This is a genomic window from Pseudomonas sp. H3_A02 (genome assembly GCF_054671965.1).
In genome coordinates, this window is record NZ_CP162807.1 from 4,937,783 (window position 1) to 4,951,594 (window position 13,812).

A 13,812-nucleotide genomic window follows, 5' to 3' on the forward strand; every position below is an offset into this window, starting at 1 on the left:
TGGTCACTATTACTCCTAGCAATAGTTGCCAGCCGAGAAAGATTGATGAGGTATAGCCATGAGAACGTTTGATCTGATTCGCGACGCGGTATTGCCCGACTTCCGTGAGCGGGTGGCGGACTACCTGATCCAGTACGAAAGCGTGCTGTTGAGCAGCACCGAACCTGAGCCGGAGCTCAAGCGGGCCACGGCCAATCAATTGCGCGGTTATCTGCGCGGGCTGAACACGATGCGGGTATTGGACATGGCGGATTGGGAAGAGTTGGATCGGCGGGTGGTGGATACGTGGCTTTAGCGCCCGGCTGGATGCGCCCTGTTCACCAACCGTTGCACCCACGCGGCATCCTCGTCATTGACCACCCCATAGCGGTTCGGCGGTAGAAAATTCCAGTGATGGGCGGCCTCGTCCAGGCGCTTGAGCTCATCGGCAGACATCCAGTACGGCGTCTCCACCAATGGCATCGGCGCACCGTCGAAACGCCTACCCAGTTGCAGGTTCGTGCCCGGGGCGAAAGCAATCGTCAGTTGCTGACGGGGTCGCACCAGCTTGTCCGGCGCCGGCATTTGCCCTACCCGGCCGTAGCTGAAGTTGCCCGGATATTGCTCCTTGAGCACCAGCCAATGCCCCGCCGCGGTCTTGGCCAGGATCCATTGCGACACACCGCTGTCTTGCACGCATTTCAGTTTGCCGTCGCTCCATTGCATGAGGGTGTTGCAGTCCGGGTCATAGTTGTTGGACCACAGGCTGATGCCGGAGACCAGGGTATGGTGTTCGAGCTCGACCAGTCCTTGGTCGAGCATCGACTGCCAATAGCGCTTGGTCGGGTCGCGTGTATCGCGCAAGAAGTTGTGCAGGATCCACGCAGCCATGAACAGCAAGGTGGCGAACACCAGCCAGCCAAAGGAGGCCCCGACGATCCGGTCAAGGTCAACGCCTGGGGCGGATAACCCCTGATAGACCAGCAACCCCAGCAGAAACGCAATGCCCGGCAGCACCGGGCCCAGGCACAACGGTGGCACCAGCACCACGATCCAGCTGAAGCGATGCATGGCCGCGCGCTCACGCGCCCAGGCCTGCTCCTGGGCAAGCATGGGCGCCTGCTCCCGGGGTCCGATGTCAGGATCGGGGGTCTGGAAGCGTGTGAACAGGTTGTAGATGTCATCGCTCATGGATCGGATCATGCCCTTGAAATCATCATGGTCGGGCTCCCCTTCGGGACGCCCTTTGACGCTGAAACAGGCGTATTATCCGGGTAACCCAGCGTCCTGTAGACACACATTCATGCCCATCTCCCAAACTCGCCCTTCACCCGCGCCCTTGCTCAAACCAGGCGAGACAGTGGTCCTGTTCGATGGTGTTTGTAAACTGTGCAATGGCTGGGCGAGGTTCCTGATCCGCCACGACCGCGACCGACGCGTGCGGTTAGCCTCCGTCCAGTCGCCCGAAGGACAAGCCTTGCTTGCCTGGGCAGGCTTACCCTTGCAGCAGTTCGACACCATGGCAGTGGTTCGTGATCGGCATTACTGGGTGCGTTCGGATGCGATTTTTGAAGTCGTAGCCCTGCTGCCTTGGGCCTGGCGCCCGGTGAAACTGCTGCGCTACGTCCCCCGCATGCTTCGGGACTGGGCCTATGATCGCATTGCCCTGAATCGTTATCGGCTGTTTGGCAAACACGACATATGCCTGTTGCCGAACGCGGATCATGAACGGCGTTTCTTGAAAATGTCCACGCCTGGGACCAACCCGCTGGAACGGGTCGATACTTAACCCAGCAATAGCTCGATCCACTGACGTGGCGTCATCTTCGTCACCATGATCAGCACGATGACAAACATCCCCAAAAAGCCCAGAACCCCCATCCAGAACCACTTCTGATACACGGATGAGTATCGATCATCGAGCGTCCGCCCATCCCCCACCGCGCTCGACGCCATTACGTATAAGCGCTTCTGGAGCACCAGCACCGGAAGCCAGAGCGCGCCCACGCAAAAGAAGATGATCAGCGACGTCATGATCCATTCAGTGATCAGGGGGAGTCCGGCCAGCCTCATTAGCAGATAACCCGTTACTATCTGAATAAAACCCGCCGGCGTGGTAATCCAGGTGTCGAATCGGACGACCGTCCTGGCCACATGGGCAATGACTTGCGGGTTGGCGGTGCGGCTGGCGGCGATCAGGTAGAGGTATGACCCCATGCCGAAGCCGAACAGGAAAATGGCCGCGATCACATGGATGTACTTCACGCACAGATAGAGCATGGTCAACCCTGCCCGTCAGAGAAATGCACGGACAGGCTGAGGTTTTGTGGATCGTTGATGGCGGCCATGTATTCGTCGACGGTGATTTCACCCACACAGGCCCGAGCACCGGGCTCGGGCAGATACCCTTGGGCAACTTTTGCCGCCAAAGCAACGGCTGCACAGCTGGGAATTTCCGGCCCTTTGTCGTTCATGGCGCAGAGCTGGACGTTCAACGACAGCGGCTCGTCATCGGCACCGATGCCATGGACGTCGATGTACATTGCGCTTTTGCCATCGCCAAATCGTTCGAACCAGAGCCCCCATCGATGAAGCCTGGCCGCCCAAGGGACATGGTCACGCACCATCCCCATCCTCATTGCCCAGGCCAGCAGGTAGTTGGCAATGCCGCCGAGCTTCAGACCAGCGCCGGCCTTGAAGCTCAGGGTCTGGGCACCATAGCGGCCGGCGAAGATATCCATGTCCGGCACGTCGACATTGGCCAATACCCGGGTGCCCATAGAGTGCATTCTGCGAAGCGTCAGATCCTGCCATCCCAGGACCTCATGCACTCGGCCATTCCTGAGTTGCTTGATCGGCTTACCCGCATAAGCGAGAACGCCTTCGACGGTGGATAACCCCGGCATCTTGGCCGAAGAGGAAATCCCATGCTCGATCGTGTCAATGCGTTTAAAACGATGCCGCTGCTGATCGATGAGGGCGGCCGAGAGCGTCGGCACTGAGCTGCAACCACTGAGGATCGCCACGCCTGCCTGTTTTGCCCGGGCGTCGAGTGCGCCAATGCCGGTGACAAAGGCCCTGGAATCGGACAGGTCACAGTAGTTCACGCCCGCGTCGATGCAGCTCTCGGCGACTGCATAGGATTGCCCTTGAAAGGGGCCGCCGGTATGAATGACCCATTGGATGTTCATCAAGCCAAGGATGGATTTGAAGCCTGGCCCCATGGCATCGCCGCACCAACTTTCACACACAGTGCCCGATTGAGCGTTCAACTCATCGACTTTGCGCTGCAGTTTTCGAGCGTCACGCCCCGAAATCACCAGTTCTACACCTGGCATCACCACCAGATGCCTGGAAACGATACTGCCGAAATTTCCATACCCACCGACCACCATGACCCTGAGCGTCATTCCATCCGTCCCTAAATATTCGATGAACCCCGCAACCTTGCCACAAGGAAGACGCGGTGGTGTACCCCTTGTGGAGGCGGGTCGCTGTCCCTCGCCACAGGAGCGGTTCGGTGGTGGGTCAGTGAGTGGCCGTATTTGTCCCCTGCTGGTACTCCCGGGGCGTGCAGCCGAATTCGCGGCGGAACACGGTGTGCAGGTATTGCGCCGATTTAAAGCCGCAATTCTGGGCGATGTCGGCAATCGGCGCGTTGGTGTTTTCCAGTCCGTTGGCGGCGGCGGCCAGTTTGAAGCGCAGGATTTCGTCGTGGACGCTACAACCCCGCTCCTTGCGAAAATGCGCCTCCAGCGATGAACGCGATACCCCTACATAAGCCGCCACTTGGGCCGTCTTGATGCCCTGGCAGGCGTATTGGCGGATGAAGAGCAGTGCCTGCATGACATAAGGGTTGCCCAACGGTTGATGCAGGCTCGATACCTGCACATTGATCGCATCCGGCGGGACCAGAATCTGCGTGCCCGTGGACGGCATGCCGTGCAGCATCTGATGGAGCAGGCGTGCGGCGGTGCGGCCCATGGTCTCGGTGCCTTGGATCACCGAGCTCAATGGCACCCGCGTCAGGCTGCGGGTCAGGGGATCGTTGTCGATGCCGATCAACGCCACTTGCTCCGGCACGGCGATCCCGGCTGTCAGGCAAGCTTGCAGCAGTTGCCGGGCGCGGGCGTCGCTGACGGCGATGATGCCGATAGGTTTGGGCAGGCTTTGCAGCCAGGCGATCTGCTGTTCGACGGCGCTGTCCCAGAGCGGTGCGCTGGTGCCCATGCCACGATAGACCTCGGCGTGCAGGCCATCGCGCTGCACCAGCCGGCGAAAGGCTTTCTCCCGTTCCTGGGCCCAGCGATTGGCTTGTGCTTCAGGCAGGCTGAAACAGGCGAAACGGGTCAGCCCGGCCTCGATCAGGTGCTCGTAGGCCAATTTCATCAATGCATCATTGTCGGTGGCGACGTAGGGAATGCCCTTCGGGTAGGCGCGCTCATCCTGATAGGAACCGCCCACCGCCACCACCGGCAGCTTGATCCCGGCCAGCGCCTCGCCGATCAGCGGGTCGTCGAAATCGGCAATGATCCCGTCGCCCTGCCAGCGCTCGATGCCTTTCAAACGGCAGAGAAAATCTTCCTCGAGAAACAAGTCCCAGGACGCACGCGTGCTGCTCAGGTAGTTGCCGATACCACTGATGATGCCGCGGTCGTAGATCTTGCTGCCATTGAACAGCAACGCAATGCGGTGAACGGGCGGGACGGTTTTCATTGGTTTAACCCTGTGCCGGTCGACACAGACTAGGCGCGCGGACAGCGAATCTCAATACTCAAAATCGAACTGCCCGTTGGTGATTTTCATAATCAGCAGCCACGGGGCCGGCGTTAGTATCGGGACACCGCCAAGAATAAAAAGGAAACCCGCTCATGCCGTACTTCCCCGGTGTCGACAAGATTCGCTATGAAGGCCCCACCAGCGATTCGTCGCTTGCCTTCCGTCACTACGACGCCAACAAGTTGGTGCTCGGTAAACCCATGCGCGAGCACCTGCGCATGGCGGTCTGCTACTGGCACACCTTCGTCTGGCCGGGGTCGGATGTGTTCGGTGCCGGTACCTTCAAGCGCCCATGGCAGCACGCCGGGGATCCGATGGAAGTGGCCATCGGCAAGGCCGAAGCGGCCTTTGAGTTCTTCTCCAAACTGGGCATCGACTACTACTGCTTCCACGACACCGACGTCGCCCCGGAAGGCAATTCGCTGAAGGAGTACCGCAACCACTTCGCCCAGATGGTCGACCACCTGGAGCGCCATCAGGAACAGACCGGGATCAAGCTGCTGTGGGGCACCGCCAACTGCTTCAGCAACCCGCGCTTTGCCGCAGGCGCCGCCAGTAACCCCGATCCGGAAGTGTTCGCCTGCGCCGCCGCGCAAGTGTTCAGCGCGATGAACGCCACCCAACGCCTCAAGGGCGCCAACTACGTGTTGTGGGGCGGTCGTGAAGGCTACGAAACCCTGCTCAATACCGACTTGAAACAAGAGCGCGAACAGTTGGGCCGCTTCATGCGCATGGTGGTCGAGCACAAGCACAAGATCGGCTTCAAGGGCGACCTGCTGATCGAACCCAAGCCCCAGGAGCCGACCAAGCACCAATACGATTACGACAGCGCCACGGTGTTCGGCTTCCTGCAGCAGTTCGGCCTGGAGAACGAGATCAAGGTCAACATCGAAGCCAACCACGCCACCCTGGCCGGCCACAGCTTCCATCACGAGATCGCCACGGCTGTCTCCCTGGGCATTTTCGGCAGCATCGACGCCAACCGCGGCGATCCGCAGAACGGCTGGGACACCGACCAGTTCCCCAACAGCGTCGAGGAAATGACCCTGGCCACCTATGAAATCCTCAAGGCCGGGGGCTTCGGCAATGGCGGGTTCAACTTCGACTCCAAGGTTCGGCGCCAGAGCGTGGACGATATCGATCTGTTCCACGGCCATGTCGCCGCCATGGACGTCCTCGCCCTCGCCCTGGAGCGCGCGGCAGCCATGGTGCAGAACGATCAGTTGCAACAATTCAAGGACCAGCGCTACGCCGGCTGGCAGAAGCCGTTTGGCAAGGCAGTGATAGCTGGCGACTTCAGCCTTGAATCGCTGGCCGAGCACGCCTTTACCAACGAGCTCAATCCCCAGGCCGTCAGCGGTCGCCAGGAAATGCTCGAAAACGTGGTCAATCGGTTTATCTACCCCTGACAACGGGGCGCCGTTCGGGGCACAGGGGCTGTTACATTCTCGCGACAAATCTGTGCCCACGGCGCCCTACAACGCTCTACAGTTCTACCCGGTATCACGCTCATCGTCAGGCAGTGTCTTTCAAACAACAATAAAAGGACGCACTACATGAAAACATTCAAACGTACCCTGCTCGCCGGCGCCCTCGCCCTGCTCTCGCTTCCGGTCATGGCCGATGCGGCCCATCCGAAAATCGGTTTTTCCATCGATGACCTGCGCCTGGAACGCTGGTCGCGGGACCGTGACTACTTCGTCGCGGCGGCGGAAAAACTCGACGCCAAGGTCTTCGTCCAATCCGCCGATGCCAACGAGCAGAAGCAGATCTCGCAGATCGAAAACCTGATCTCCCGTGGTGTCGATGTGATCGTCATCGTGCCGTTCAACGCCACCGTGCTGACCAACGCCGTCGCCGAAGCCAAGAAGGCCGGGATCAAGGTGGTGTCCTACGACCGACTGATCCTCAACGCCGACATCGACGCCTACATTTCCTTCGATAACGAAAAGGTCGGCGAGATGCAGGCCAGCGGCGTGCTGAAAGCCGCGCCCAAGGGCAACTACTTCCTGCTCGGTGGCGCGCCCACGGACAACAACGCCAAGGTCCTGCGCGAAGGCCAGATGAAAGTGCTGCAACCAGCCATCGACAAGGGTGACATCAAGATTGTCGGCCAGCAGTGGGTGAAGGAATGGAACCCCACCGAAGCGTTGAGCATCGTGGAAAACGCCCTGACCCGGAACAACAACAAAATCGATGGCATCGTCGCCTCCAACGACGCCACCGCCGGCGGCGCCATCCAGGCCCTGGCAGCACAGAAGATGGCCGGCAAGGTGCCGATCTCGGGCCAGGACGCCGACCTCGCGGCGGTCAAGCGCGTGATCGATGGCACCCAGACCATGACCGTCTACAAGCCGCTGAAACTGATTGCCACCGAAGCCGCCAAGCTCTCGGTGCAACTGGCGCGTAACGAGAAACCGACCTTCAGCTCGCAATACGACAATGGCAGCAAGAAAGTCGACACCATCCTGCTCACCCCTACTCCGTTGACCAAGGACAACATCGACCTGCTGGAAAAGGACGGGTTCTATACCAAGGCGCAGATCGCCGGGCAGTGACTTGGGGGCAACCCCGGAGACCTGTGGGAGCGGGCTTGCTCGCGAAAGCGGTGCACCAGTCAACATTGATGGTGCCTGACATGCCGTCTTCGCGAGCAAGCCCGCTCCCACAGGGACTTAGCCTGACCTTGGCATTAGGGTGAGGCTGTTTCCTCCCCGCCGATGTGTGAGCCCCTTTTCCAAGAGTCCTTGCCATGTCCGACTACCTGCTGCAAATGAACGGCATCGTCAAAACCTTTGACGGTGTCAAAGCCCTGAACGGCATCGACATCAAGGTCAGGCCGGGTGAGTGTGTCGGCCTGTGCGGTGAAAACGGCGCGGGCAAATCCACGCTGATGAAAGTGCTGTCGGCGGTCTACCCTTACGGCACCTGGGAAGGCGAAATCATTTGGGACGGCCAGCCGCTCAAGGCGCAGTCCATCAGCGAAACCGAAGCCGCCGGGATCGTCATCATTCACCAGGAACTGACCCTGGTCCCCGACCTGTCGGTGGCCGAAAACATCTTCATGGGCCACGAGCTGACGCTGCCTGGCGGACGCATGAACTACCCGGCGATGATCCATCGCGCCGAAGCCCTGATGCGTGAGCTCAAAGTGCCGGACATGAACGTCTCATTGCCGGTTTCGCAGTACGGCGGTGGCTACCAGCAACTGGTGGAAATTGCCAAGGCACTGAACAAGCAGGCGCGGCTGCTGATCCTCGACGAGCCCTCCTCGGCCCTGACCCGCTCGGAAATCGAGGTGCTGCTGGACATCATCCGCGACCTCAAGGCCAAAGGCGTTGCCTGCGTCTACATCTCCCACAAACTCGATGAAGTGGCCGCCGTGTGCGACACCATCTCGGTGATCCGCGATGGCAAACACATCGCCACCACCGCCATGGCGGACATGGACATTCCCAGGATCATCACCCAGATGGTCGGGCGGGAAATGAGCAACCTCTACCCCACCGAACCCCATGACGTCGGCGAGGTGATTTTCGAGGCGCGCCACGTCACCTGCTACGACGTCGACAACCCCAAGCGCAAACGGGTCGACGACATTTCATTTGTCCTCAAGCGCGGGGAAATCCTCGGCATCGCCGGGCTGGTCGGTGCCGGCCGCACGGAACTGGTCTCGGCGCTGTTTGGCGCCTACCCCGGTCGCTACGAAGGCGAAGTCTGGCTGGGCGGCCAACAAATAGACACGCGCACGCCGCTCAAGTCGATCCGCGCGGGTCTGTGCATGGTCCCCGAAGACCGCAAGCGCCAAGGCATCATTCCAGATCTGGGCGTGGGCCAGAACATCACCCTGGCGGTGCTGGACAACTACGCGAAACTGACCCGCATCGACGCCGAAGCCGAACTGGGCAGCATCGACAAGGAAATCGCGCGCATGCACCTCAAGACCGCGAGCCCGTTCCTGCCGATCACCAGCCTCTCCGGCGGCAACCAGCAAAAAGCCGTGTTGGCGAAAATGCTCCTGACCAAGCCCCGCGTGCTGATCCTCGATGAGCCCACCCGTGGCGTCGACGTCGGTGCCAAGTATGAGATCTACAAGTTGATGGGCGCGCTGGCGGCCGAAGGCGTGTCGATCATCATGGTGTCCTCGGAGCTGGCCGAAGTCCTGGGGGTTTCCGACCGCGTCCTGGTGATTGGCGAAGGCCAGTTGCGCGGGGACTTCATCAACCACGAACTCACCCAGGAACAAGTGCTCGCCGCCGCGCTCAGCCATCCCGATGGCCATAACAATAATGATCGGAAGTCTGCGTAGATGAATCAGGTCAAACAGCTGTTTTCCCGCTACAAAATGCTCGCGCTGGTGATCGCCGTGGCGCTGATCTGGCTGTTCTTCAGCTGGCAGACCGACGGTGGGTTCCTGACCCCGCGCAACCTTTCCAACCTGCTGCGGCAGATGTCCATCACCGGGATCCTCGCTTGCGGCATGGTGCTGGTGATCATCAGCGGCGAGATCGACCTGTCGGTGGGCTCATTGCTTGGGCTATTAGGTGGCCTGGCGGCGATCCTCGATGTGGTCTATCACATCCCATTGCTGGCGAACCTCAGCCTGGTGGCCTTGTGCGGCTTGGTGATCGGCTTGGGCAACGGCTACATGACCGCCTACCTGCGCATTCCATCGTTCATCGTCGGGCTGGGTGGCATGCTCGCGTTTCGCGGCGTCCTGTTGGGCGTGACCGGCGGCACCACCATTGCCCCGGTGTCACCGGAGCTGGTCTACGTCGGCCAGGGTTACTTGCCGCACACGGTCGGGACCGGGCTCGGCATCCTGCTGTTCGCCCTGACCCTGTTCCTGACCTGGAAACAACGGCGCAACCGCGCCCTCCATGGCTTGGCGGCGCATTCCCTGGTGCGCGACGTGTTGCGCGTGGTGGTGATCGGCGCGGTGCTGGCCGGGTTCGTCTATACCCTCAACAGCTACGACGGCATTCCGGTGCCGGTGCTGCTCCTGCTGATCCTGCTGGGGGTGTTCAGCTACGTCACCAGCCAGACCGTGTTCGGCCGCCGCGTCTACTCGGTAGGCAGCAACATGGAAGCCACGCGCCTGTCCGGCATCAACGTGCAAGCGGTGAAGCTGTGGATCTTCGGCATCATGGGCGTGATGTGCGCCCTCGCCGGCATGGTCAACACCGCACGCCTGGCCGCCGGCTCGCCCTCGGCCGGCAACATGGGCGAACTCGACGCCATCGCGGCCTGCTTCATCGGCGGCACCTCCATGCGCGGCGGCTCCGGCACGGTCTACGGTGCGCTGCTCGGCGCGCTGGTGATCACCAGCCTGGACAACGGCATGTCGATGCTCGACGTCGACAGCTACTGGCAGATGATCGTCAAAGGCAGCATCTTGGTGCTGGCGGTGTGGGTGGATGTGAGTACGCGGACGGGGCGGCGTTGATAGACCTCATCATTTGCTGGCAGACGCCATCAACGCACCAAAGCCCAGGAAGGTGATGCCCGACAATTTGCCGACAATCCTGGCGCCCTGGCTCGACGAGAGCCAGCCCCTGGCGCCATTGGCCATGAGCGCATAGCCGGAATGCACCAGGACCACAAGCACGCCATAGGACGCCACCAGCAGGAAAAACTGGCGGTAATAATCGCCCTCCGGCTTGATGAACTGAGGGAACACCGCCAGGAAGAAAAACCCCGCCTTGGGGTTGAGCAACTGAATCGACAGCGCCTCGCCGAATCGCCGCCACGGGCGCGGCGACGTAGCTGTGAGTTCAGGAATAAAGCGCTGGGTACGCCACATCTTGATGCCCAAGTACAACAAGTACAGCGCCCCGATGTATTTGAGCACGGTGAAAGCCGTCGCCGAGGCGGCCAGGAGCAACCCCAGGCTGCTGGCGCAAATACCCGCCACGATAAACGCCCCCGACGCGATACCGAAGATGCCCGGCAATGCCCCGCGCCAACCATGGCGCAAGGCATTGGACAGCGTCAGCACCACGCCAGGACCCGGGCTGAGCACCGTCAGGGTCGCCAGGATCAGAAAAAGTTCGTAACCGGCCATGCATCACTCCCCATTAAAGGCAAATTACTGTGGCTTTCAGAGTGGCGTGGCGCATGGGGGCTGACAAACGCTTTAATTGCACCTCATATGTGACTAAATTAGACGCATGATTGCCAACCTCCCCCCGTTGAACGCCGTTCGCGCTTTCGCCGCTGCCGCTCGCCATCAGAGTTTCAGTCGCGCCGCCGAAGAGCTGCACGTCAGCCACAGCGCCGTCAGCCGTCACGTAAAGTTGCTCGAAGAGCGCTTGGGCGTACTGCTGTTCGAACGTCGAACCCGGCAATCCTTGCTCACCCCGGCCGGTCGGGTTTTCTACGAACAGGTCAGCGAGGCACTGACCCAGATCGCCAACGCCGCCACCACGCTGACGCGCCATGCGGCCCAGCGCAAAGTGATCATCAACGTGCGCCCTTCCTTCGCGGTGCGCTGGCTCATCCCCAGACTGCCGGACTTCATGGCGCGCCATCCGGGCATCAAGCCCGAGGTCGTCACCAGCACCCGGTCTCCCGATCCATCGCGGGAAATGTTCGACGTGGTCATTCGTCGTGGACACGCCGGCTGGTCAGCCGATGTACAGCCCACCGTGTTGTTGGAGGACCACCTGCTGCTGGTCGCCGCACCGTCGCTGCTGCAAAGCGTGCCATTGGAAAACGTCCACGACCTGACCCGGCACACCTTGTTGTCGGGCAGGACGCGCCGCAGCGATTGGCAAGATTGGGTGGAACACGCCGGAATCGATCCATTGAACAATCCGCCGACCCTGCAATTCGATCACATGCACCTTGTGCTCCAGGCCGCTGTCGATGGCCTGGGCGTGGCGTTGTGTCCGGCTTCGCTGTTGGGTAGGGATTTGTCCAATGGGCGCTTGGCCTGTCTACTGCCGTCGTTGCGCCTGCCGTTGGCCCGCTATTACTACGGGGTTGCCGAGAATGCGGTGGTTGAGACGCAGGTTTTTGTCGATTGGTTGTTGACGCATATTGATCAGGATTGGGATGGGCGGGGTTTCAGTCACTCAGGTCCCGTTGGCCTCTCAAACCCTGTCGGCTCAACGCAATCCGGCAAGACGAGCCAATCAAAGCGGGTTTCGCGGTAGCCATGCTGTTGTTTGTGGGGTTTGAATTCGGTATCGAGAGTGGCCACGGCAACCGATATCCAGTCTGGATACGCGCCGTGAGGGTCCGACCAGAACAAGCTTGAACCGCATGCTCCGCAGAACTGCCGCTTGACGCCCGTTTCGGACTCATACAACCGGAGCGCATTCCCATTTGCCGAGACTCGCAATGATGCAGCCGGGACGCTGGCATAGGTCGCGAACGCGGCACCATGCGCTTTCTGGCAACGCCTGCAATGACAGTGGGTCAACGCCTTCAATTCGGCCGAAATTTCATAACGGATCTCACCGCACAGGCAGCTTCCGTGGTGACCTTCATGCATCCTTAGCGCCCCGCTTGAACTTGATCGAAACGACGTCTTGAAGACTTTGCCTTCAATTCCCAGCAACCGCTTTCGGATCAGCGACCTCAATCCAGCCCTTGCGCAAATAATCCTGCGCGACAATCTTGCGGATCATGAAACAGTAAACGACATGCAGCAGCGCCGTTGCCCCAGCCATCCATTGCGGTCCAGCCACAAGCCCGATCGCCACAATGCCGAGCCAGATCAACAAGTGTCGCCATAGCCCTGCGAAAAACAGATAGATCACGCCCAAGAACAGGATCGCCAACACCTGGAACGCGTCCACTTCTTCAATTTGATCACTGTCCGGGCTTTTGAAATAGCGTGCCATGTACAACTCCTTCGTTAGGATTTCCGTTTTTTAAGCCGCTGTATTCAGCCAGCATCAAGCACGCCATCGCGGCTACATTAGCTGCGCACTCGCCATGCAGGCAACTGAGCTGCGAAGTGAAACGCTGGACCGAGATGCCCCAGGGTGGTCATTTTGCTGCATTGGAGCAGCCTGAGTTGTTGGCGGAGGATATCAGGGCTTTTTTCGCGGTTGTCGCTAGAAAAATCCAATAAAGCTCACCGCAGGCCTCCTGTGGGAGTAAGGCTTGCCCACGATGAAGATGACGCGGTCTTTCGGGGAAACGAGGCGCCTGCATCGCGAGCAAGCTTTGCTCCCACAGAGATCCGCGCACTTCAGTGGTAGCGGCAAGAGACGGTCCGAAAATCTCGTAGGAATTTACCTCCCGTGGCGAGGGAGCTTGCTCCCGCTGGGGCGCGAAGCGGCCCTAAACCAGGCGCCTCTTTTCGCCAGGCACTGCGCAGGGGCCGGTTTTGCGACTGCTGCGCAGTCGAGCGGGAGCAAGCTCCCTCGCCACAGGGGATGCGTGCGTCCTACAGGTCGGTTGTGGGGGCCAGGATCGACTTCTATAGTTGGGTCGTCGCTGGCTTTGGCCGGTGGCTGGGTTTCGCAGCCCGATAGATACGCTGGCAACCAGGCATCATAAAAGTAACAATGGGCGCGTTTGGCGTTCAACGTCACTTATGGTGGCTGTGTGTGGGAGATCTTCGGGTCTGCCGAGTTCCTCGTATCCTCGGTCTGCGAACCCACATGCAGCTACCACCCGTTCGTTTCGCAGCGAATTGCAGTAGCTATCTTTCTTGATATGAGGAATGAGTAACTATGCGCCAGAATACTTTGGATCAACGCTTCACCCCCCTGACCCAAACCGCCACCACCCACCCCGTTTTACTGATCGACACCCAAGCCCCGCTCCCCGAACTCCATGCCTGTGCCAGCGAACGCCTGCACGCCACGCTCGACTACCTGACCTTGGTGGCGTGCAGCAGCCTGCGTGATTCAGCGGCCAGCGACCTCAACACCATCACCAATGTCGCCAGGATCCTGGTGCAGGATGTCGCGGATGTGTTCGGCGTGATCGAGCGGCGCGGGCTCGAAGACTGAGCCCTTGTGGGAGCGAGCTTGCTCGCGATGGCGGTGGCACAGTCAATCTCTGCGCAGGGTGAAATACCGCTTCGCGAGCAAG

15 protein-coding genes are annotated in these 13,812 nt (G+C 60.3%); 8 read left to right on the plus strand and 7 right to left on the minus strand.

Annotation, left to right across the window (positions count from 1 at the left end; translation table 11 throughout):
• Positions 1-58 precede the first annotated feature (58 nt).
• Positions 59-295 (plus strand): hypothetical protein, encoded by a 237-nt coding sequence (locus tag AB4N80_RS21650; protein ID WP_460078740.1) that lies wholly within the window; start codon positions 59-61, stop codon positions 293-295.
• Here AB4N80_RS21650 and AB4N80_RS21655 read toward each other — a convergent pair.
• Entirely contained in the window at positions 292-1,170 is an 879-nt protein-coding gene (locus tag AB4N80_RS21655; protein ID WP_122566382.1) for a hypothetical protein, read from the minus strand. The two genes, AB4N80_RS21650 and AB4N80_RS21655, sit on opposite strands and share 4 nt — an antisense overlap.
• 112 nt (positions 1,171-1,282) lie before the next feature.
• Here AB4N80_RS21655 and AB4N80_RS21660 point away from each other — a divergent pair, with 112 nt between their 5' ends.
• Positions 1,283-1,768, plus strand: coding sequence for a thiol-disulfide oxidoreductase DCC family protein (locus tag AB4N80_RS21660; protein WP_122566381.1), 486 nt, complete (start codon positions 1,283-1,285; stop codon positions 1,766-1,768).
• Here the strand turns inward: AB4N80_RS21660 and AB4N80_RS21665 are convergent.
• From AB4N80_RS21665 to AB4N80_RS21675, 3 genes are all read right to left on the minus strand, one after another.
• A complete protein-coding gene (locus AB4N80_RS21665) occupies positions 1,765-2,259 on the minus strand; it encodes a DUF2269 family protein (protein ID WP_122566380.1) in 495 nt (164 codons plus the stop codon). The genes AB4N80_RS21660 and AB4N80_RS21665 overlap by 4 nt on opposite strands.
• A 2-nt stretch (positions 2,260-2,261) precedes the next feature.
• The gene (locus AB4N80_RS21670) at positions 2,262-3,389 is read right to left on the minus strand and encodes a saccharopine dehydrogenase family protein (protein WP_460078744.1); all 1,128 of its coding nucleotides are present in this window, start codon (positions 3,387-3,389) and stop codon (positions 2,262-2,264) included.
• A gap of 118 nt (positions 3,390-3,507) precedes the next feature.
• Positions 3,508-4,695 (minus strand): XylR family transcriptional regulator, encoded by a 1,188-nt coding sequence (locus AB4N80_RS21675; RefSeq protein ID WP_122566378.1) that lies wholly within the window; start codon positions 4,693-4,695, stop codon positions 3,508-3,510.
• 155 nt (positions 4,696-4,850) lie between these two features.
• On the opposite strand from AB4N80_RS21675, the gene xylA reads away from it, so the two are divergent.
• The 4 genes from xylA to AB4N80_RS21695 all read left to right on the plus strand — a co-directional run bounded on the left by xylA (position 4,851) and on the right by AB4N80_RS21695 (position 10,204).
• Complete coding sequence (gene xylA / locus AB4N80_RS21680; protein WP_122566377.1) at positions 4,851-6,167, plus strand: xylose isomerase; 1,317 nt, start codon at positions 4,851-4,853, stop codon at positions 6,165-6,167.
• A gap of 147 nt (positions 6,168-6,314) precedes the next feature.
• On the plus strand, positions 6,315-7,316 hold the full coding sequence (gene xylF, locus AB4N80_RS21685; protein WP_122566376.1) for a D-xylose ABC transporter substrate-binding protein: 1,002 nt from the start codon (positions 6,315-6,317) through the stop codon (positions 7,314-7,316).
• Positions 7,317-7,510: 194 nt separating this feature from the next.
• The gene (xylG, locus tag AB4N80_RS21690) at positions 7,511-9,067 is read left to right on the plus strand and encodes a D-xylose ABC transporter ATP-binding protein (protein WP_122566375.1); all 1,557 of its coding nucleotides are present in this window, start codon (positions 7,511-7,513) and stop codon (positions 9,065-9,067) included.
• Entirely contained in the window at positions 9,068-10,204 is a 1,137-nt protein-coding gene (locus AB4N80_RS21695; RefSeq protein ID WP_122566374.1) for a sugar ABC transporter permease, read from the plus strand.
• Positions 10,205-10,213: 9 nt separating this feature from the next.
• On the opposite strand, the gene AB4N80_RS21700 is transcribed toward AB4N80_RS21695, so the two are convergent.
• Positions 10,214-10,822, minus strand: a complete 609-nt coding sequence (locus AB4N80_RS21700) for a LysE family translocator (RefSeq protein ID WP_122566373.1) — start codon at positions 10,820-10,822, stop codon at positions 10,214-10,216.
• Between the two features lie 106 nt (positions 10,823-10,928).
• On the opposite strand from AB4N80_RS21700, the gene gcvA reads away from it, so the two are divergent.
• Positions 10,929-11,915, plus strand: coding sequence for a transcriptional regulator GcvA (gene gcvA / locus AB4N80_RS21705; protein ID WP_122566372.1), 987 nt, complete (start codon positions 10,929-10,931; stop codon positions 11,913-11,915).
• On the opposite strand, the gene AB4N80_RS21710 is transcribed toward gcvA, so the two are convergent.
• Positions 11,831-12,256, minus strand: a complete 426-nt coding sequence (locus AB4N80_RS21710; RefSeq protein ID WP_122566371.1) for a GFA family protein — start codon at positions 12,254-12,256, stop codon at positions 11,831-11,833. The genes gcvA and AB4N80_RS21710 overlap by 85 nt on opposite strands.
• 52 nt (positions 12,257-12,308) lie before the next feature.
• Positions 12,309-12,608 (minus strand): hypothetical protein, encoded by a 300-nt coding sequence (locus AB4N80_RS21715; protein WP_122566370.1) that lies wholly within the window; start codon positions 12,606-12,608, stop codon positions 12,309-12,311.
• Between the two features lie 840 nt (positions 12,609-13,448).
• On the opposite strand from AB4N80_RS21715, the gene AB4N80_RS21720 reads away from it, so the two are divergent.
• Positions 13,449-13,730: a fructose-bisphosphate aldolase gene (locus tag AB4N80_RS21720; protein WP_122566366.1), complete on the plus strand. Its 282-nt coding sequence runs from the start codon at positions 13,449-13,451 to the stop codon at positions 13,728-13,730.
• Positions 13,731-13,812 lie beyond the last annotated feature (82 nt).